Source organism: Arthrobacter sp. 05N429, assembly GCF_056397045.1.
On the sequence record NZ_JBFTMQ010000005.1, the window covers coordinates 172,067 to 191,904 of the forward strand.

A 19,838-nucleotide genomic window follows, 5' to 3' on the forward strand; every position below is an offset into this window, starting at 1 on the left:
GCGAACCCAGCCACAGGCTCAAGACGAGGGGTCACCAACGTATGCACCGCACCCAGGCACGGCACGTCACCGTGGAAGCGCACCGCGAATCGGTCCGCCGGCTCCTGTCCCCGCTCCGCACCCCGGACCGGATTGAACGGCTCCCGCTCCTCGCGGCGCTGGGCCGGGGACTCGCGGCGGACATCGTGGCTCCGCTGGACCTGCCGCCCTTCGCGAATTCACAGATGGACGGCTTCGCCATCCGCAGCGCCGACGTGCCCGACGGCGGCACCGAACTGCGCGTGGTCGCTCCCGTTCCGGCCGGTGCGGCGCCGCCCGAACTGGCCGCCGGGACCGCCGCCCCGATCATGACCGGCGCCGTGATGCCGCCCGGGGCGGACGCCGTCGTCCCGATCGAACAGGCCGATCCCGCGTCGTTCCCCGCACCGGGCGTCCCGGCCACGGTCCGGCTGCCCGCCGTCCCGGCAGGGAACTTCGTCCGCGACGCGGGCAGCGACATCCGCACCGGGGAGCCGGCCCTCGGTGCCGGCACCTTCCTCGGGCCCGGCCAGTTGGGGCTCCTGGCCGCCCTGGGATTCACCGAGGTGCCCGTCTACCGCGCGCTGCGGATCCTGCTGGTCACCACCGGGGACGAGGTCGTGGAGCCGGGCAGTCCCCTGGGTGCCGGCAAGATCTACGACTCCAACGCCACCCTGCTGGAATCCTCCATGCGCCAAGCGGGCCTGGACGTCACCCGGACCGGGATCTCCACGGACCGCCCGGAGGAACTCGCGGCACTGCTGCGCCGGCATGCTGCGGACGTGGACCTGATCGTCACCACCGGCGGCGTCAGCAAGGGCGCGTACGAGGTGGTCCGGCAGGCGATGGAGGGCCACGACGTCGACTTCTTCGGCGTCGCGATGCAGCCCGGCGGACCGCAGGGAATCGGAACCTTCGACGGCGTTCCGGTCCTCGGGTTCCCGGGGAACCCCGTGAGTTGCCTCGTCTCCTTCGAGATGTTCCTCCGCCCGGCGCTTGGAGAACTCTTCGGCTCGCCCGCACCGCGTCCGGTGGTCATGGCACGGCTCGCCGAGGCGCTGACGTCCCCGCCGGGCAAGCACCAGGTGCGGCGCGGCACGGCACTCCCGGACGGCACCGTCCGGCTCGAAGGCGGCGCCGGCTCGCACCTCGTCAGTGCCCTGGCGCACTCCAACGCCCTGATCCAGGTGCCGGAAGGAATTGCCGCGCTCGCCGAGGGCGCCGAGGTGGAAGTATGGATGCTGTGAACGAAGAAAACCCGGCAACGGGAACCACAGGCCTGACCCACCTCCGGCAGGACGGCACGGCCCAGATGGTGGACGTGTCCAACAAGGCGGAGAGCACCCGCGAGGCCACGGCCACTGCCACGGTCCGCAGCACCGCCGAGGTCCTGGCCCTCCTCGGCGCCGGAGACCTGCCCAAGGGCGACGCCCTCGCCGTGGCCAGAGTCGCCGGCATCATGGCCGCCAAGAAGACCGCGGACCTGATCCCGCTGTGCCACCCGCTGCCGATCGCCAAAGTCACCGTCGACTTCGAACTCGACACCGACACGGTCACCGTCTTCGCCACCGTCAAGACCCGCGGCATCACCGGCGTCGAGATGGAAGCACTGACCGCAGCTTCCGTGGCCGCCCTCAGCGTTTACGACATGATCAAGGCCGTGGACAAGCACGCGGTACTGACCGACATCAAAGTGCTGGCCAAAAGCGGCGGCAAGAGCGGGGACTGGACAATATGAGCATGCCCGAACCACACCGGCACGGCGAAGCCACCGGCCGGAAGGCCGGCGTCGTGATCGCCTCCACCCGGGCCGCGGCCGGAATCTATGAGGACCTCACCGGCCCCGTCATCATCGACTGGCTCACCGAGCACGGCTTCGAGACCTACCCGGCAATGGTGGTCCCGGACGGCGAAGCCGTGGGCGCAGCCCTGCGCGCGCTCCTGACGCAGGCGCCTGCCGTTATCATCACCAGCGGCGGCACGGGCCTCAGCCCCACCGACGCCACCCCGGAACAGACCCTGCCCCTGCTGGACCGGGAGATCCCCGGCATCATGGAAGGCATCCGCGGCGCCGGCATCGCCAAAACCCCGCTGGCGATGCTCAGCCGGGGCCACGCCGGTGCGGCCGGCCAGACGTTCATCGTCAATCTCCCCGGCTCCCCGAAGGGCGTCATGGACGGCCTCAGCGTGCTGGACCCCGTCCTCGGACACCTCTGCGACCAATTGGAGGGCAGCCATGGCCACTGAACCAGCCCTCGAACCGGCCTTCGAAGTGGTGAACGCGGTGCTGAGCGCCGAGCCCATCTCCGTGGACCAGGCCATCGCCGCCGTCGAATCGGACACCGCGGGCGCGGTCGTCAGCTTCAGCGGCGTCGTCCGGAACCACGACGGCGGCAAACCGGTCCAGCGGCTCAGCTACAGCGCGCACCCGACCGCGCACCAGGTGATGGCCGACGTCGTCGCGCAGCTCGTCGCCGAACAGGCGGCAGGGGGAGAGCGGGGAGAGCCTGCCGCGGCAGCCTCCGGACCCGGCGCGGAGACCGGCAACGGCGCGGCCCAGCCGGTGCGGATCTGGGTGGCGCACCGGATCGGGATGCTGGAAATCGGTGACCCCGCACTGGTCTGCGCCGTCTCCGCCGCGCACCGGGGCCAGGCCTTCGCCGTCTGCTCGGAGCTGGTGGACCGGATCAAGGCCCAGGTTCCGATCTGGAAGGAGCAGTTCTTCACCGACGGCACGGTCGAGTGGGTCGGCGCCGGGGCGTAAACCCGCCCCCACCTCAACGGATGTGCGCCGGATGTTCGGGGCGCGGCCGGCCTGTAACGCGCGGTCCCCGGTTCAAGGCGGCACCCGCCCCGGCGGTAGGGTTGATGGCATGACCGAACAACTCGCAGTCGCCGTGCTGGGCGCGAACGGGCGCATGGGCGCCGAAGCGGTGACTGCCGTCGAGGCCGCCGCGGACCTCAAGCTTGTCGCCGCGCTGGGCCGGAACGATTCCCTGGACACCCTCGTCGACGCCGGAGCCCGGATCGTGGTGGACCTGACGGTCCCCGAGAGCACCGAAGCGAACGTCCGCTTCGCCGTCGAACACGGCATGCACGCCGTTGTGGGCACTACCGGCTGGGACGCGGAGAGGCTGGGCCGGCTCGAGGAGCTCCTCGCCGGGCAGCCCGGCGTGGGAGTCCTGATCGCGCCGAACTTCGCGCTCGGATCGGTCCTTGCCTCCGCTTTCGCGGCCAAGGCTTCGCGCTACTTCGAATCGGTCGAAATCGTCGAACTGCACCACCCGGACAAAGTGGACGCCCCGTCCGGCACGGCCGTGCGGACCGCGCAGCTGATCTCCGCCGAGCGTGCGGCCGCCGGCCTCACCGCCAGCCCCGACGCCACCACCAGCGAGCGCCCCGGCGCGCGCGGCTGCGACGTCGACGGCGTCCGCGTCCACAGCGTCCGGCTCCGCGGCTTGGTGGCGCACCAGGAAGTCCTGCTGGGCGGGCCGGGGGAGCAGCTGACCTTCCGGCACGACTCCTTCGACCGTGCCTCGTTTATGCCCGGCGTGCTGCTGGGCGTGCGCAACGTCGCGGCCAACCCGGGCCTCACTGTCGGCCTTGACGGCTACCTGGACCTGGGGCTCTGAACGCCGTGGCCAACGTCCTGACCGCTTTCAAAGCCAACCGCACCAAGATCTGGGTCGGGGCCGTCACGCTCCTGCTGGTCTTCTACCTTGTGGTGTCCTTCCAGCGCGCGGTGTTGCTGATGACGGACCCCAACCCGGTGGCCAAGGCCATTGGCGTTGCGTATCTGCTCCTGCCGGTGATCGGTGCCTGGGCCCTGGTCCGCGAACTGCTCTTCGGCGCCCGGACCGAACGGCTGGCGAAAATCCTCGAAGCCGAGGGCGGGCTGCCGGAAGACAACCTGCCGCGCACCCCCGCGGGGCGGATCATCCGCGAGGCCGCGGACCGTGAATTTGAGAAGTACCGTGCCGAGACAGAAGCCGCGCCGGACGACTGGCGCTCCTGGTTCCGGCTCAGCTGCGCCTATGACGCCGCGGGCGACCGCAAGCGGGCGCGTGCATCAATGCGCGACGCCGTCCGGCTGTACCGCACTGGATCCCGCCAGGCCTGAACCGCTGCGGGCGGGATTGCCGAAGCGGGGCGTGCCGCGGCGTCCTAGCGGATGCGGGCCGGCTGGTACCGGCCGAGCTGGTTGGCGGCATGCGCCACCCACTCCAGCGGCCCCCGCCACGCCAGGGCCGCGAAGATTCCGCCAAGGGCGAGGATCGCCGCCACCTGCACCCAATAGACGCCCTCGACCGTCCATCCGGACGGCAGCGGCTGGCCGTACAGCGAGGCCATCACGCACAGATGTGCCGTGTAGAAGCTCAGGGTCATGGCGCCGGCCCCCCGCAGCGGGAGCAACGCGTCCAGCCGGGCCCCCTGGACCAGCCGGCCCAGGATCAGGAAGACGCCCACGACGGCGGCCGCCACGCCCGAGGTGTGCAGCAGATCCAGCGTGGTGCCCGAATGCGGGGCGCTGGAGGCGAGCCACCAGGCGGAGCCGGTCTGGTCCACGCCGGCCAGGTTGACCTGCAGGAGGCTCTCCAGCGGATACGAGGGATTGAGCAGCGAAGCCTGCAGCGCCGCCCGGCCGCCCCAGTCCTCCATCATTACGATGCTGAGCCATTTGGCAAGGACCGCCACTGCGGATCCCACCGCTAGCAGCAGGACCGGGACCGCCCCCGAGGTGAGGGCCATCCGGCCGATCGCGAGTCCGATCAGCAGATAGGTAATCCATTGCAGGACGGGGTAGTAGCCGGTCAGGAAGAGGTCCCCGAGCAGCACGGACGGCGTGGACAGGTCCTCCCACATGGGGTTGTGGCCCAGCTGCAGGGGAGGTTCGGCGGTGAGGAGCCACGGCCGCAGCAGGAAGGCCACAGCCGGGCTGACCAGCACCCAGCCGGCCGCCAGCACCAGCAGGTGCTTGACGTCGAGTCCAAGGAACGGCAGCACACAAAGGAACAACAAGGCGTAGTGGACCAGGATGATGGCGATGTTCACTTCGAGCCCGCCGAGCGAGAGTCCGACGGCGCCGATCACCAGGGCCCGGAGCGCGATTCCCCGGCGGGCGGCCCAAAGCTGGGGACCGTGCAGCGGCTGTTGCTTGCCGGTTGAGAGTGCCAGCCCGATTCCTGCGAGGACGGCGAACAGGGCCGAGGCGCGTCCGGAAAACACCAGCCCCACCCAAGTGGGCGTGAGCTGGGCGTCGGACTCGAAGGTCGGGAAGACATGCGTGGCCATCATGCCCAGGAGGGCCAGCCCGCGGGCGGCGTCGATGCCTGACAGCCGCGGACCCGCGATCTTGCGTGCTGCGGACCGGGAAGTGGAGGCTGTTCCGCGCGACGTCATCTTTCGATCGTCTCACGATCAGGGCCGGCGAACCTCGGCCAGGGGATGGATTGGGGGATGTTCACAGGAGCTGCACAGGCCCCTTGTGTTCGAATATATGTTCGAATAAGATGTCGTCATGAACAACCGACCAGAACCCGCCTTCCCGCCGGATGCAACCCCCGGTGTGCTGAAGGCGATGAGTCCCGGCGTCGTGGACTTCCTCTTCCGGCAGCTCGTCGCAGGGGAACCTGCAGAGGACGTCCAGTGGCACAAGGAGGGGACCGTCCTGTCGGCGCAGGCGCCCGGCGCCGAATTGGCCCGCCGGCTCGCCGAAACCGAGCTCGTTGCGCTCACGCCCAGCGAACTCTTCGACTACGTTCGGGCGGCCCAGCGGCTCGCGGCGTGGGCCGAGGGGCTGCGGGAGGACGCCGTGAGCCGCTACTGCACCACACCCTCCGGCGGGACTGCCCCGGCCGGGTAGGCCCCGCCTAGGATGGCACTGTGACCACCGCGCTGACGCTTTCCGCCATCCAGTACACAGCCCTCGACGGCGGCGTTGCCGCCAATGTTCCGGAGCACATCCGCCTCATCGAAGACGCGGCCGACCACGGTGCCCGGCTGGTGGTCTTCCCCGAACTCTCCCTGACCGGCTACGGCCTGGGAGGACTGGCGGACCCGGAGCGGTGGGTAACTGCCACGGACCCACGGCTGGACGGCGTGCGCGAAATCTGCCGGCGGACCGGGATCACCGCCGTTGTCGGGGCCCCGTTCCGGGAAGCGGACGGCACGCCCCGGCTGGCCTCCCTCGCCCTGCAGCCCGGCGGTGAGGTGGAAGCGTCATTCAAGGTCTGGCTTCACGGCCCGGAGCAGCAGTTCTTCAAGCCCGGGGCCCGCCCCGCCGTCCTGGACCTCGACGGCTGGAGGATTGCCCTGGCCGTCTGCCTCGATGCCGCCCGTCCGGTTCATGCGCGCGACGCCGCGGAGGCGGGCGCCGACATCTATGCCGTCTCGGCCCTCTACGCCGCCGGCGAAGACCACCGGCTTGCCCTGCACCTCGGCGCCCGCGCCATGGACCACCGGATGTTCAGCGTGCTGGCGAACCTCGGCGGCACAACGGAGTTCGGCCCCTCGGCCGGCGGCAGCGGCTTCTGGGGACCGGACGGGCTCGTGATCCGGCAGGCCGCCGGGACGGGGACCGAGGTGGTGACTGCGACCCTGCAGCACGGGGCCCTGGACCACTACGCCCACGAACGCGGGGCCGGGAGGCACCAAGCGCCGGCCCCCCGGCCGGACCACGGGTGAGGCTCCCGGTCCGGGTTTGATCTTCATCACGTCGCCTTCATTGTCCGATCACACCGGGGACAGGGTAACGTTTTTCATATGGCTGACTCTCTCACTCGCTCTTTCACGTTCGGATCCCTCGTGACCGCCATGGTCACGCCTTTCACTTCCGACGGTGAGGTCGATTACCAGCAGAACGCGGAGCTGGCCAACAAGCTCGTCGACGACGGCCACGACGCCCTCGTCATCTCCGGTACCACCGGCGAGACCTCCACGCTGGAGGACGATGAGAAAGAGAAGCTTTTCCGCGTCATCGTGGAAGCCGTGGGGGACCGTGCCAAGGTGATCGCCGGAACCGGCACCAACCACACCTCGCACTCGATCGAGATGGCCAAGCGCGCAGCCAAAGCCGGAGCCCACGGCCAGCTGATTGTCACGCCGTACTACAACAAGCCGAGCCAGGCCGGAATCCAGGCCCACATTGAAGCCGTCGCCGACGCTGCCGACCTTCCCGTGATGGTCTACGACATCCCCGGCCGTGCCTGCGTGCCGATCCTGCCCGAAACCATGATCCGGCTCGCGGACCACCGGAACATTGTTGCGCTCAAGGACGCCAAAGCCGACTTCGCGGCCGTTACCCGGGTCCTCGCAAACACCGATCTTGACGTCTACTCCGGCGATGACGGGCTGACCCTGCCGTGGATGGCAGCCGGGGCCGCCGGACTCGTAAGCGTCTCCGCGCACGTCGCGACGCGGCAGTTCCGCGCCATGATCGATGCCGCACTTGCGGGCGACTTCGCCACCGCCCGCACCATACATTTCGAACTGGACCCCGTGGTCCGTGCAGTGATGACCCATATCCAGGGTGCTGTTGCTGCGAAGCAAGTTCTTAAGTGGCAGGGAGTCCTGCCCAACTCGGTTGTCCGTTTGCCCCTCGTGGAGCCGGACAAAGCTGAGATCGAAACCATCCGCGAGGACTTGGCGGAAGCCGGAATGGTCTTTTCCTGATCAGGTGCTTGATCCTGTTCAGGAATGACCGGGCCGGTACCCGCCTGGAAAGTAGTGCATTATGACCCAAACCGCCCTTCCCGGCCTTGTCACGCCGCCGAAACTGCTCAAGGACACCCTGCGGATCGTCCCGCTCGGCGGCCTGGGGGAGATCGGCCGCAACATGACCGTCTTCGAGATCGACGGCAAGCTGCTCATCGTCGACTGCGGCGTCCTCTTCCCGGAGGAAACCCAGCCCGGCGTCGACCTGATCCTGCCCGACTTCTCCTACATCGAGAACCGCCTCGATGACATCGTCGCCGTCGTCCTGACCCACGGCCACGAGGACCACATCGGCGCCGTCCCGTACCTGCTGCGCCTGCGCGCCGACATTCCCCTGGTGGGTTCCCGGCTGACGCTGGCCCTCATCGAGGCGAAGCTGCAGGAGCACCGGATCAAGCCGATCATCCAGACCGTCACCGAGGGCCAGGTCCAGAAGTTCGGCCCGTTCGAATGCGAATTCGTGGCCGTCAACCACTCCATCCCGGACGCCCTCGCCGTGTTCCTCCGCACCGCCGGCGGAACCGTACTGCACACCGGTGACTTCAAGATGGACCAGCTGCCCCTCGACGGCCGCATCACGGACCTCCGCCACTTCGCCAAGCTCGGCGAAGAAGGCGTGGACCTGTTCATGTCCGACTCCACGAACGCGGACGTGCCGGGCTTCACCACCGCCGAGAAGGAAATCGGACCCGTCCTGGACCGGCTCTTCGGCCAGGCCTCCAAGCGCCTGATCGTCGCGTCCTTCTCCTCGCACATGCACCGCGTCCAGCAGGTGCTCGACGCCGCCGCCAACCACAACCGCAAGGTGGCCTTCGTCGGCCGCTCGATGGTCCGGAACATGACCATCGCGGAGAAGCTCGGCTACCTCGACGTTCCCCCGGGCATCCTGGTCGACATCAAGAACATCGACAACCTGCCGGACAACCGCGTGGTGCTGATGTCCACCGGTTCCCAGGGCGAGCCGATGGCAGCCCTGTCCCGCATGGCCAACGGTGACCACCGTGTCGTCGTCGGCAAGGGCGACACTGTCATCCTCGCCTCCAGCCTGATCCCGGGCAACGAGAACGCCGTCTTCCGCATCATCAACGGACTGCTCAAGCTCGGCGCCGACGTTATCCATAAGGGCAACGCCAAGGTGCACGTCTCCGGCCACGCCGCCGCAGGCGAGCTGCTGTACTGCTACAACATCCTTGAGCCGCTCAACGCGATGCCGGTGCACGGCGAAACCCGCCACCTGATCGCCAACGGCAAGATCGCCCTGGATTCCGGTGTCCCCGAAGAGAGCATCCTCCTCGCGGACAACGGCACCGTCGTCGACCTCCGCGACCACCAGGCCGACATCGTCGGCCAGGTCGAAGTCGGCTTCGTCTACGTCGACGGCTCCAGCGTCGGCGAAGTCACCGAAGCTGACCTCAAGGACCGCCAGACCCTCGGCGATGAAGGCTTCATCTCCATCATCACGGTGATCCACCGCGCCACCGGCAAGGTTGTCTCCGGCCCCGAGATCCACGCCCGCGGCGTGGCCGAGGACGATTCCGTCTTTGACGAGATCATCCCCAAGATCAACGCCGCCCTGGAAGAAGCCGTGCTCAACCGCTCGGACCACACCACGCACCAGCTGCAGCAGGTTGTCCGCCGCGTCGTCGGCACCTGGGTCAACCGCAAGCTCCGCCGCAAGCCCCTGATCATCCCGGTGGTCCTGGAGGCCTAAGCGCCGGCGGTGGCCCCAGCGCCCCGCACCACGACGGCCTTCCCGGCCTGCCGCAGGCTCTCGCTTGCGGCGGACCGGGAGGGCCGTTTTTGCGTGTCCGGCCGGCAACATGATCCCCGCGGAACCCCGGAAATCCGCGGTTTTCAAGCCCGCGTCGGGTACCGTTGCGGGTATGGCGACACGTACTTCCTCCGCGCCAAGAGGAAACTCCAGCGGTAAATCAGGCAGCTCTTCGACCCGGGGCTCCGGCCCGGCTGCGTCCAAATCCAGCAGGACCGGCAGATCGACCGGCACCGCGCGTACCCGCCAGATGGCCGCCGTCGAACCCAGACAGCCCTGGCTGGTCCGGGTCGTGGCCGGCGCCTGGCTTGGCGTTGCCCACGTGGTCGGGGCGGGTGTCCGCCGGATCGGCTACGACGTCAGCGATCTCGCGCCCGAGGACCGCCGCGACGGCGCAGCCCTGTTCAACCTCGCACTCGGGGTCTTCGTCGCCACTTTCGCCTGGTGGGGTTTCCAGGGCTGGTTCCCGGACATGGTCTACGGGATCGTCAACGGCACCTTCGGCTGGATGGCGCTGCTCCTGCCGCTGATGCTCTTTGTCTGCGCCTTCCGCCTGTTCCGCCAGCCCGTCGACGGCCGCGGCAACAACCGGATCGGGATCGGCTTCCTGATCATGACCTTCGCCGGTTCCGGCCTTGCCCACGTCATTGGCGGGGAACCGACCGTCGCCGACGGTTTCGACGGACTGCGCCAAGCCGGCGGCATGCTCGGCTACCTTGCCGCGGCTCCACTGGCCGCCATTCACTCCGCCGTCCCGCTGGCCGTCTACGGCCTGCTCGCCTTCACGTCCCTGCTGATCGTCACCGCCACACCCTTCGGCGCCATCCCCGGCCGGCTGCGCGGCGCCTATGAACATCTCATGGGGATAGACCTGCAGGAACACGCCAACGGCGACAACACAGCCGACGGCGGCGACGACCACGACCGCAGCTACCTCTACGAAAACGACACCCCGGCCCCGGCGAAGAAGAAGCGCCGCCGCCTTTTCGGCAAGGACCCCGAGGACGATTCCGGGCTCGAAGGCTACGTCGGCGACGAGGCGTTCGAGCGGGCTCTTATTGCCGACGAGGAAGCCGAGGCCGCCCGGGCCGCCGGCGGCGCGAAAACGGGCGCCAAGTCCGTCGCGCCCGGGGTGCGCCGCCCCACCCAGGCCGAGATTGCCGTCGAAAAGATCAAGGCCGCCCAGGGCCTCGGAAGCGCCGCAGCGGGGGAGAACGCCACCGAGGCGATTCCACTGGTCACCCCGGGGATGGTCGCCGCCGGGTCATTGAACCCGGACGCCCCCGCACCCGGCACCGCCGCTGTCGCAGCTGCCGCGAAGGTCCCCTCCAATCCCGTGGCCCCGGCGCCGCTGCCTACGCCGATCCCGCAGCGCACCGAGCAGCTCTCGCTGGCCGGCGACGTGACGTACACGTTGCCGGCGTCGGACGTCCTGACCCCGGGCTCCATCCCGAAGGAACGCACCGAGGCCAACGACGCGATCGTCGCGTCCCTGACCGAAACCCTCAACCAGTTCAACGTGGAAGCCCAGGTCACCGGCTTCAGCCGCGGCCCCACCGTCACCCGGTACGAGATCGAACTGTCCCCGGGCACCAAGGTGGAACGCGTCACGGCACTGTCCAAGAACATCTCCTACGCCGTCGCCAGCTCGGACGTGCGCATCCTGAGCCCCATCCCGGGCAAGTCCGCCATCGGCATCGAGATCCCCAACACTGACCGCGAGACCGTGTCCCTGGGCGATGTGCTCCGCAGCCAGAACGCCCGCCGCACCGACCACCCCATGGTCATGGGCGTCGGCAAGGACGTCGAGGGCGGCTACGTCGTCGCCAACCTCGCCAAGATGCCGCACCTGCTCGTCGCAGGCGCCACCGGTGCCGGCAAGTCCTCCTTCGTGAACTCGATGATCACCTCCATCCTGATGCGCGCCACGCCCGACGAGGTCCGCATGGTCATGGTGGACCCCAAGCGGGTGGAACTCACCGCCTACGAGGGCGTCCCGCACCTCATCACCCCGATCATCACCAACCCCAAGAAGGCCGCCGAGGCGCTCCAGTGGGTGGTCCGCGAAATGGACGCCCGCTACGACGACCTCGCCAACTACGGCTTCAAGCACATCGACGACTTCAACAAGGCCGTCCGTGCCGGCAAGGTCCACCCGCCCGAGGGGTCCAAGCGGGTCATCCGGCCGTACCCGTACCTGCTGGTGATCGTGGACGAACTCGCCGACCTCATGATGGTCGCCCCTCGCGACGTCGAAGATTCGATCGTCCGCATCACCCAGCTGGCCCGTGCGGCCGGCATCCACCTCGTGCTCGCCACGCAGCGGCCCTCCGTCGACGTGGTCACCGGCCTGATCAAGGCCAACGTGCCGTCCCGGATGGCGTTCGCGACCTCCTCGGTCACCGACTCCCGCGTGGTCTTGGACCAGCCGGGCGCCGAGAAACTGATCGGCCAGGGCGACGCGCTGTTCCTGCCGATGGGCGCCTCCAAGGCCATGCGTGTCCAGGGCGCCTGGGTCACCGAGTCCGAAATCCACAAGGTGGTCGAACACGTCAAGGGCCAGCTCAAGGCCGTGTACCGCGACGACGTCGCCCCCGAGGCGCAGAAGAAGCAGATCGACGACGACATCGGGGACGATCTCGAGGTGCTGCTGCAGGCCACCGAGCTTGTGGTCACCACCCAGTTCGGCTCCACCTCAATGCTGCAGCGCAAGCTGCGCGTCGGGTTCGCGAAGGCCGGCCGCCTGATGGACCTGCTCGAGTCCAGGGGAGTGGTGGGTCCCTCGGAAGGCTCGAAGGCCCGCGATGTCCTGGTGAAGCCGGACGACCTGGCTGCGGTCCTTGCCGCGATGAAGGGCATGGACGTGCCCGCCACCGCCGACTCGCAGACCGCGGCGCTGAGCGACAACGCCAACGCGAACATCGCCCAGGGCGGCTACGCGGAGGACCTCGTCGCGGCGGACCTGGACAACCGCACCCAGGCGATCGAGTACCACGACGGCGCAGACGGCGGCACCGGGGATGATGAGGATGGCTCCGAGGACGCCTGGTCGCTCACCGGCCGGTAGCATGCGAAGACGGTAGCCTAAGAAGGTGAATAGCACAGAAGCAAACAGTGCCGGATCCGCCCCGCGGATCTGGAACCTGCCCAACATCCTCACGATGCTGCGGATTGCGATGGTGCCGTTCTTCATCTGGTTCCTCCTGCTCGACGCACCCGGGCTGGTAGCCCAGAACGGCATCTGGCGCTGGATTGCCGCGGCGACTTTCGCCCTCGCCATCTACACGGACAAGCTCGACGGCGACATCGCCCGCAGCCGCGGCCTCATCACCGACTTCGGCAAGATCGCGGACCCGATCGCCGACAAGCTGCTGATCGGCTCGGCCCTCGTGATGCTCTCGCTGCTGGGCGAGCTGCCGTGGTGGGTCACCATCCTGATCCTGGTCCGCGAATGGGGCGTCACCGCCCTGCGCTTCTTCGTCATCCGCTACGGCGTGATCCCGGCGTCGCGCGGCGGGAAACTCAAGACCGTCATCCAGACGGTGGCCATCTTCCTGTACATCCTCCCGCTGGCCTCGATCGCGCCGTGGCTCGGGTTCGTGGCCTTCGCCGTCATGATGGTGGCCTTGGCCATCACTGTCTGGACCGGCGGCGAATATGTCATTGAGGCCCTCAAGCTGCGCGCCAGCGGCATCAGGGCACAGCAACAGAAGATCCAGGAGGGCAAGCCATGACCAACCCCCACCACCCGATCAACCTGCACCACCTGGCCGAAGAGGCCGTCACCGGCGCGATCGGCCGCGGCCTGACCGTCGCCACTGCCGAATCCCTGACCGCCGGCATGGTCGCCGCCGTGCTGGCCGACACGCCCGGAGCGTCCGGGATGCTGCAGGGCGGCGTCGTGTCCTACCAGAACTCCGTCAAGGCCGATGTGCTGGGAGTGCCCCGGGACCTGCTGGACAGCGTCGGAGCCGTCGACGGGAAGGTCGCCGAAGCCATGGCCGAGGGGGCCCGCAGGATCTGCGGCGCCGACATCGGCGTCTCCACCACCGGCGTCGCCGGCCCCGAGCCGCACGGCGGCAAGGACGTGGGCTCCGTCTACATCGGTGTCGCGACGGCGGGGGGCGCGACGTCGTTCGGGTACAGCTTCGAGGGCAACCGGCCGGAAGTCCGCGGCCAGGCCTGCGCCGCGGCCCTGGAACGCCTGCTGGAAGCTCTGGCGCCGTAAGGCTACCGGGCGTAAAGTTGCCGGGAACAAAACTCGATTCCTAATAGTTGTTACATTGTGTCGCTTCCGAATACGGGAGGCGCCTAGGATGAAAGCATCATCAGTGTCCGCTTTGACCGGCGGGCTCGACATAAAGAGGGAGCAAGGCGATACAGATGGTAAAGCAGCCCGTATCCGTTAACGGCGTTGTCCGCTGGAAGGATGTGGGCCTCGCCGATCAGGCTAAGAGCGAACAGAAGGAGCGCAAGATGGTTGTACTTCGTCACGAAATCGGTGATGTTCTGCGCGATGTCCGCCAACGCCAAGGCCGTACCCTCCGCGAAGTCTCGCACAGCGCCCGCGTTTCCCTGGGCTACCTGAGTGAAGTGGAACGCGGCCAGAAGGAAGCCTCCTCGGAGCTGCTCTCCTCGATCTGCTCGGCCCTCGATGTTCCGCTCTCCAGCATGCTCCGCGAAGTCAGCGACCGCGTCGCCGTCGCCGAGGGTGTTGCCGTTCCGGACACCGTCCCGCAGGAGTTTGCACAGCGCTACGGCCGTGACCTGGACCGTGAGCTCAACACGGACCTCAACGAAGAGTTGGCCAAGGGCCTTCTTTCCGGGGCACGCTAGCCCCGGCACCCACTACTCGACAAGAAACCCCGGCGGTGTGCCGGGGTTTCTTGCGTTTCCGGCCCGGACCGCGGGCTGGACGCTACTGCGGTTCGTCGCGGGGGAAACCGTCACGCTCATAGGTGGCGTTGAGCTTGGCGATGTAGCGGGCAAGGGTCTGCAGTTCCTCCGTCGGCCACTCACCCAGCCGTTCGCGGAACACTTCCCGCCGTGCATCCTGCACCTCGTGCATCTTCTGCTCGCCCATCGGCGTCAGGCGGATCATCTGGGCACGGCCGTCCAGCGGGTCGGCTTCCTTGGCCACCAGGCCGAGGCGTTCGAGGAAAGCGATCTGCCGGCTCACCGAGGGCTTCCCGACGCCGATGCTGGACGCCAGTTCGGTCAGCCGGATGGCACCCTGGCGCCGGATCACGGCCAGCAGGCCGTAGGCCGCGGGTTCCATGTCCGGGTGGACCTGGCGGGAGAGATGGTGGGAGATGGAGCGGGCGCGGCGCCAGAGCATGCTCAACTGGTGCTCGACGGCGGTCAGGGCCGCTTCTGTGGAATCGTCAGCGCCGCCGGGGATCCCAGGGCCTTCGGCGGGGTTGCTCATGGCAACCATTCTAGAGTCCTCCCTCAGCGTGAGAGACTCTAGGGGTGCGAATCAGTGACTTTTGGCGGCTTATGGACGACGAATTCGGGGCGGGGTACTCACGCGTCCTCAGCAGTTCGCTGGTCCTGGCAGGGGTCGGCGGCCGGACCGCCGACCAGGCACTCGGCGCCGGCGTACCGCCCCGGCAGGTGTGGCTGGCATTGTGCGAGGTCCAGGATGTCCCCCCCGAGCGGCGGCTTGGCCGCGACGTCAAGCCGCGCTGACCTCCAGCTTCGACAGGCGGCTTCGGCGGGCGGCGTTCGAATGCCGCGCCGGCAGCCCACGCCTGACACGCCGCACCGATTGTTCGAATATCTGTTCGGGTAGGGCTATGCTTTTTTTAGAGCTTTTCCACATACGCGGGGCAGGCGGGCAACTCTGTCGGTGGGTGCCAGTAGCCTCAGAAATGACCGAAACACCGATCACCAACACTGATCAGAAACACGACACAGGGCCGGAACGGCCACTCCACAGCGAGAAAGTATTAGAGGTGTGAACCATGGCCGCAGCCCCGGATCGCCAGAAAGCGCTTGATGCAGCGCTGGCCCAGATTGACAAGCAGTTCGGCAAAGGCTCGGTCATGCGCCTTGGCGACGAAGTCCGCGCGCCCATCGAGGTTATTCCGACCGGTTCCATCGCACTGGATGTCGCGCTGGGAATTGGCGGCCTGCCGCGCGGCCGTGTCGTGGAAATCTACGGTCCGGAATCCTCCGGTAAAACCACGGTGGCGCTCCACGCGGTCGCCAACGCCCAGCGCCTCGGCGGCATCGCAGCCTTCATCGACGCCGAGCACGCCCTCGACCCGGAATACGCCGCCAAGCTGGGCGTCGACACCGACGCGCTCCTGGTCTCCCAGCCGGACACCGGCGAGCAGGCCCTGGAAATCATGGACATGCTCATCGGCTCAGGCTCCCTCGACGTCATCGTCATCGACTCCGTTGCCGCCCTCGTTCCCCGCGCGGAAATCGAAGGCGACATGGGCGACAGCCACGTGGGCCTGCAGGCTCGCTTGATGAGCCAGGCCCTCCGTAAGATCACCGGCCGCCTGAGCCAGACCAAAACCACCGCCATCTTCATCAACCAGCTGCGCGAAAAGATCGGTGTCTTCTTCGGCTCCCCGGAAACCACCACCGGTGGTAAGGCCCTGAAGTTCTACGCCTCGATCCGCATCGACGTCCGCCGGATCCAGACCCTCAAGGAGGGCGCGGACTCGGTCGGCAACCGCACCAAAGCCAAGATCGTCAAGAACAAGATGGCCCCGCCCTTCAAGATCGCCGAGTTCGACATCATCTACGGCCAGGGCATCTCGCGTGAAGGCGGCATCATCGACATGGGTGTCGAGCACGGCCTGATCAAGAAGTCCGGCTCCTGGTTCACCTATGACGGCGATCAGCTGGGCCAGGGCATGGAGAACTCCCGCCGCTTCCTGCGCGACAACCCGGAGCTGGCTGCCGAGTTGGAGCGGCTCATCAAGGAGAAGCTTGGCGTCGGCGTGAAGGCGCCCGCCGAGACCGAAGATTCACCGAAGCTGAAGGCCGTTGACGGCTTCTAACGGCCGGCGGCGCAAAGGGGCAGGATTTCCATCCCGGAATCCTGCCCCGGGCCTTGCCGGGGGAGACCGGCCCGGGGACGGGGCAGCGCGCGCGGAAGGTCCTGCCGAACAGGACCGTGACGCGGATCCGGCAGCCGTCGCGCGTGCCATCGTCTTGCGGCAGCTGACGAACGCGCCCAAAAGCCGGCTGCAGCTCGCACGCAAGCTGGCCGAGCGCAACATTCCGGAAGACGTCGCAGAGGCCGTGTTGGACCGCTTCGAAGAAGTGAAGCTCGTGGACGACGCGGACTTTGCCGACATGTGGGTTCGCTCCCGGTCCCAGAGCCGCAAACTCGCCAAGGGCGCGCTCCGCCGGGAACTCGCCGAGAAGGGCATCGACGAGGACACCGCGGCCGGTGCCCTGGAACAGCTCAGCGACGAGGATGAGGAGTCCGCTGCCCGGGAACTCGTCCAGCGCAAGCTCCGCGGCGTCACCGCCTTCGAGGACCGTGCGGAGCGGGACAAGACCACACGCCGGCTGGCGTCCATGCTCGCCCGCAAGGGGTACCAGCCCTCGCAGGCCTTCCGGATAGTCGGAGAAGTGCTCGATCACGCCGTGTCCGGTGCCGGCGCAGGGTCCGAACCGGATTTCTAGGGAAGCCCGGCAGCGTGCCGACCCGGTACCCTTAACAGGTGAGTTTGACCATTCCCTCCCCAGCAGCCGGCGCCACCCCTTCCACAGACGCCTCGTCAACACCTGGCGCCGAATCAACGCCCGCCACGGCGCAGCCCCGTACCTACCAGGTGCGGACTTTCGGCTGCCAGATGAACGTGCACGACTCCGAGCGTATGTCCGGGATGCTTGAGGCCGCCGGCTACGTCCCCGCCGCCGGGGAACTGGCCGACGTCGTGGTCTTCAACACCTGCGCCGTGCGGGAAAACGCCGACAACAAGCTCTACGGCAACCTGGGCATCCTGGCGCCGGTCAAGGCTGCCAACCCCGGAATGCAAATCGCCGTCGGAGGCTGCCTTGCGCAGAAGGACCGCGACACCATCCTGAAGAAGGCCCCCTGGGTGGACGCCGTCTTCGGCACCCACAACGTCGGCGCCCTGCCGGCCCTGCTGGAACGCGCCCGGCACAACAACGAAGCGCAGCTCGAAATCCTCGAATCCCTCGACGTCTTCCCGTCCACGCTGCCCACCAAGCGGGACTCGGTCTACTCCGGCTGGGTGTCGATCTCCGTCGGCTGCAACAACACCTGCACGTTCTGCATCGTCCCGGCCCTGCGCGGCAAGGAAAAGGACCGGCGCCCCGGCGACATCCTGGCCGAGATCCAGGCCCTCGTGGACGACGGCGCGATCGAAGTAACCCTGCTGGGACAGAACGTGAACTCCTACGGCGTCGAATTCGGCGACCGGCAGGCGTTCTCGAAGCTCCTGCGCGCCTGCGGGGACATCCCCGGCCTCGAACGCGTGCGGTTCACGAGCCCGCACCCCGCCGCCTTCACCGACGACGTCATCGACGCCATGGCCGAAACCCCCAATGTCATGCCGCAGCTGCACATGCCCCTGCAGTCCGGCTCGGACAAAGTCCTCAAGGACATGAAGCGGTCCTACCGCTCCACCAAGTTCCTCGGCATCCTGGACAAGGTCCGGGAGAAGATCCCGCACGCCGCCATCTCCACGGACATCATTGTCGGCTTCCCCGGCGAGACCGAGGAGGACTTCCAGGCCACGCTCGACGTCGTGGAGAAGTCCCGCTTCGCCACCGCCTTCACCTTCCAGTACTCCAAACGGCCGGGCACGCCCGCCGCGGAACTCCCGGACCAGCTCCCGAAGGCTGTTGTGCAGGAACGCTTCGAACGCCTCACCGCCCTGCAGGACCGGATCGCGGCCGAGGAGAACGCCCGCCAGCTCGGCCGTCGGGTTGAGGTCATGGTCACGGCCCAGTCCGGGCGCAAGTCCGAGGAAACCCACAGGCTTTCGGGTCGGTCCCAGGACCAGCGCCTGGTCCACTTCTCCGTGCCGGCCGGCGCGCAGACGCCCCGCCCCGGCGACCTGGTCACCGTGACCATCACCGAGGCCGCGTCGTTCCACCTCGTCGCCGACCCGGCGACGGCGGGCGACTACAGCCTCCGACGCTCGCGAGCGGGCGACGCCTGGGACAGGTCCCAGGCGGACTCCTGCGGCGCACCCGCTCCGGGATCCCCTTCCGGTGCCACCGGGGTGTCGCTGGGCATGCCCACCCTTCCCGTCCGCGGCCGCTAGTCTGTGACAGCTCAGCAGGGCCCCGCTGCCGGCGCAGTTCGGGCCGGCACAGCACCTGACAGTGCAGTACCCGACAATGCAGTACCGGACAGTGTAGGACCGGACAATGCAGTACCGGCTCTGCCGGTGATCGCCGTCGTCGGGCCCACCGGCTCCGGAAAGTCCGATCTGGCGGTCTCACTCGCACTGGAGCTCGACGGCGAGGTCATCAACGCGGATTCCATGCAGTTCTACCGCGGCATGGACATCGGTACCGCCAAGATCACCGGGGCCGAGCGCAGGGGAGTGCCACACCATCTCCTGGACATCCTGGATGTGACCGAGGAAGCCAGCGTCTCGGACTTCCAGCAGCAGGCCCGGGAACTCATCGCCGGCATCCACGCCCGCGGCAAACGCGCCATCCTGGCCGGCGGCTCCGGGCTCTACGTCCGCGCCGCCCTGGACGTGCTGGAATTCCCGGGCACCGACCCGGCCATCCGGGGCCGGCTCGAAGCGGAACTGGAAACCGCGGGACCGGCGCCGCTGCGGGCACGGCTGGAAGCCGTGGACCCGGTCTCGGCAGGCCGCCTCGGGGACGCACGCCGGATCATCCGCGCACTGGAGGTTTTCGAACTGACCGGGCGGCCTTTCAGCTCGTTCATGCCCACCCGCGAGTACTTCCAGCCCGCCGTGCAAGTCGGGCTCGAGGTGGACCGGGAACAGCTCCGGGAACGGCTCGCCCGCCGGGTCCATGCCATGGTGGACAGCGGGCTCCTCGACGAGGTCCGGAAGCTCGACGCCGCCGGACTCCGGCTCGGACGGACCGCCCCCCGGGCCCTGGGCTACGCCCAGTTCCTCAGGGTTCTCGACGGCGAATCCGACCTGGCGCAGGCCGCGGAGGAAACCATCGTCGCGACCCGGCAGTTCGCGCGCCGCCAGCTCACCTGGTTCCGCGCCGACCCCCGCATCCGCTGGCTCGACTGGCAGGACCCGGAACTCGTGGCCAAAGCCGCCGCGCTGTGCGTCCCCGGCTGAAGTTCCGGATCGGCAGTTCCCTGTCGGCGCGTGGATTGCCAGGGTGGACTGCCGAG

The 19,838-nt window shown here is 68.2% G+C and carries 21 protein-coding genes; 19 read left to right on the plus strand and 2 right to left on the minus strand.

Annotated elements, in window-relative coordinates:
- Positions 1–41 precede the first annotated feature (41 nt).
- The 6 genes from AC1DF4_RS11570 (at position 42) to AC1DF4_RS11595 (ending at position 4,138) form a co-directional block, all read left to right on the plus strand.
- Entirely contained in the window at positions 42–1,265 is a 1,224-nt protein-coding gene (locus AC1DF4_RS11570; RefSeq protein WP_476913029.1) for a molybdopterin molybdotransferase MoeA, read from the plus strand.
- Positions 1,253–1,756 carry a cyclic pyranopterin monophosphate synthase MoaC gene (gene moaC, locus AC1DF4_RS11575; protein WP_476913030.1) on the plus strand — a complete coding sequence of 168 codons (504 nt, stop codon included), beginning with the start codon at positions 1,253–1,255 and terminating at the stop codon, positions 1,754–1,756. Before AC1DF4_RS11570 ends, moaC begins: the two co-directional genes overlap by 13 nt.
- Positions 1,753–2,265: a MogA/MoaB family molybdenum cofactor biosynthesis protein gene (locus AC1DF4_RS11580; protein WP_441405459.1), complete on the plus strand. Its 513-nt coding sequence runs from the start codon at positions 1,753–1,755 to the stop codon at positions 2,263–2,265. Before moaC ends, AC1DF4_RS11580 begins: the two co-directional genes overlap by 4 nt.
- Complete coding sequence (locus AC1DF4_RS11585) at positions 2,255–2,782, plus strand: molybdenum cofactor biosynthesis protein MoaE (protein WP_476913031.1); 528 nt, start codon at positions 2,255–2,257, stop codon at positions 2,780–2,782. The genes AC1DF4_RS11580 and AC1DF4_RS11585 overlap by 11 nt, the downstream gene beginning before the upstream one ends.
- 109 nt (positions 2,783–2,891) lie before the next feature.
- Positions 2,892–3,650, plus strand: coding sequence for a 4-hydroxy-tetrahydrodipicolinate reductase (gene dapB, locus AC1DF4_RS11590; protein ID WP_476913032.1), 759 nt, complete (start codon positions 2,892–2,894; stop codon positions 3,648–3,650).
- 5 nt (positions 3,651–3,655) lie between these two features.
- A complete protein-coding gene (locus tag AC1DF4_RS11595) occupies positions 3,656–4,138 on the plus strand; it encodes a hypothetical protein (protein WP_476913033.1) in 483 nt (160 codons plus the stop codon).
- Positions 4,139–4,182: 44 nt separating this feature from the next.
- Here the strand turns inward: AC1DF4_RS11595 and AC1DF4_RS11600 are convergent, their stop codons facing one another.
- Positions 4,183–5,418, minus strand: coding sequence for a heparan-alpha-glucosaminide N-acetyltransferase domain-containing protein (locus AC1DF4_RS11600; RefSeq protein WP_476913034.1), 1,236 nt, complete (start codon positions 5,416–5,418; stop codon positions 4,183–4,185).
- A 118-nt stretch (positions 5,419–5,536) separates the two neighbouring features.
- Here AC1DF4_RS11600 and AC1DF4_RS11605 point away from each other — a divergent pair, with 118 nt between their 5' ends.
- The 8 genes from AC1DF4_RS11605 (at position 5,537) to AC1DF4_RS11640 (ending at position 14,338) form a co-directional block, all read left to right on the plus strand.
- Entirely contained in the window at positions 5,537–5,881 is a 345-nt protein-coding gene (locus tag AC1DF4_RS11605; protein ID WP_476913035.1) for a hypothetical protein, read from the plus strand.
- Positions 5,882–5,901: 20 nt separating this feature from the next.
- The gene (locus AC1DF4_RS11610) at positions 5,902–6,702 is read left to right on the plus strand and encodes a carbon-nitrogen hydrolase family protein (RefSeq protein WP_476913036.1); all 801 of its coding nucleotides are present in this window, start codon (positions 5,902–5,904) and stop codon (positions 6,700–6,702) included.
- 78 nt (positions 6,703–6,780) lie between these two features.
- Positions 6,781–7,689: a 4-hydroxy-tetrahydrodipicolinate synthase gene (gene dapA, locus AC1DF4_RS11615; protein ID WP_476913037.1), complete on the plus strand. Its 909-nt coding sequence runs from the start codon at positions 6,781–6,783 to the stop codon at positions 7,687–7,689.
- A 61-nt stretch (positions 7,690–7,750) separates the two neighbouring features.
- Positions 7,751–9,442 (plus strand): ribonuclease J, encoded by a 1,692-nt coding sequence (locus tag AC1DF4_RS11620; RefSeq protein WP_441405451.1) that lies wholly within the window; start codon positions 7,751–7,753, stop codon positions 9,440–9,442.
- Positions 9,443–9,614: 172 nt separating this feature from the next.
- Positions 9,615–12,569: an FtsK/SpoIIIE family DNA translocase gene (locus AC1DF4_RS11625; protein WP_476913038.1), complete on the plus strand. Its 2,955-nt coding sequence runs from the start codon at positions 9,615–9,617 to the stop codon at positions 12,567–12,569.
- Positions 12,570–12,594: 25 nt separating this feature from the next.
- Positions 12,595–13,236: a CDP-diacylglycerol--glycerol-3-phosphate 3-phosphatidyltransferase gene (gene pgsA / locus AC1DF4_RS11630; RefSeq protein ID WP_476913039.1), complete on the plus strand. Its 642-nt coding sequence runs from the start codon at positions 12,595–12,597 to the stop codon at positions 13,234–13,236.
- Positions 13,233–13,730, plus strand: coding sequence for a CinA family protein (locus AC1DF4_RS11635; protein ID WP_476913040.1), 498 nt, complete (start codon positions 13,233–13,235; stop codon positions 13,728–13,730). The genes pgsA and AC1DF4_RS11635 overlap by 4 nt, the downstream gene beginning before the upstream one ends.
- A gap of 155 nt (positions 13,731–13,885) precedes the next feature.
- Positions 13,886–14,338, plus strand: coding sequence for a helix-turn-helix domain-containing protein (locus tag AC1DF4_RS11640; RefSeq protein ID WP_056432397.1), 453 nt, complete (start codon positions 13,886–13,888; stop codon positions 14,336–14,338).
- Positions 14,339–14,420: 82 nt separating this feature from the next.
- Here AC1DF4_RS11640 and AC1DF4_RS11645 read toward each other — a convergent pair whose 3' ends face one another.
- Positions 14,421–14,930, minus strand: a complete 510-nt coding sequence (locus AC1DF4_RS11645) for a MarR family winged helix-turn-helix transcriptional regulator (RefSeq protein ID WP_476913041.1) — start codon at positions 14,928–14,930, stop codon at positions 14,421–14,423.
- 44 nt (positions 14,931–14,974) lie between these two features.
- Between AC1DF4_RS11645 and AC1DF4_RS11650 the strand changes: the two genes are divergently transcribed.
- The 5 genes from AC1DF4_RS11650 to miaA all read left to right on the plus strand — a co-directional run bounded on the left by AC1DF4_RS11650 (position 14,975) and on the right by miaA (position 19,782).
- Positions 14,975–15,193: a DUF3046 domain-containing protein gene (locus AC1DF4_RS11650; RefSeq protein ID WP_160666697.1), complete on the plus strand. Its 219-nt coding sequence runs from the start codon at positions 14,975–14,977 to the stop codon at positions 15,191–15,193.
- Positions 15,194–15,468: 275 nt separating this feature from the next.
- Positions 15,469–16,521: a recombinase RecA gene (gene recA / locus AC1DF4_RS11655; protein ID WP_441405446.1), complete on the plus strand. Its 1,053-nt coding sequence runs from the start codon at positions 15,469–15,471 to the stop codon at positions 16,519–16,521.
- A gap of 148 nt (positions 16,522–16,669) precedes the next feature.
- Positions 16,670–17,155: a regulatory protein RecX gene (locus tag AC1DF4_RS11660; RefSeq protein ID WP_476913094.1), complete on the plus strand. Its 486-nt coding sequence runs from the start codon at positions 16,670–16,672 to the stop codon at positions 17,153–17,155.
- Positions 17,156–17,193: 38 nt separating this feature from the next.
- On the plus strand, positions 17,194–18,768 hold the full coding sequence (gene miaB / locus AC1DF4_RS11665) for a tRNA (N6-isopentenyl adenosine(37)-C2)-methylthiotransferase MiaB (RefSeq protein WP_476913042.1): 1,575 nt from the start codon (positions 17,194–17,196) through the stop codon (positions 18,766–18,768).
- Between the two features lie 120 nt (positions 18,769–18,888).
- A complete protein-coding gene (miaA, locus tag AC1DF4_RS11670; protein ID WP_476913095.1) occupies positions 18,889–19,782 on the plus strand; it encodes a tRNA (adenosine(37)-N6)-dimethylallyltransferase MiaA in 894 nt (297 codons plus the stop codon).
- The last annotated feature ends 56 nt before the right edge of the window (positions 19,783–19,838 follow it).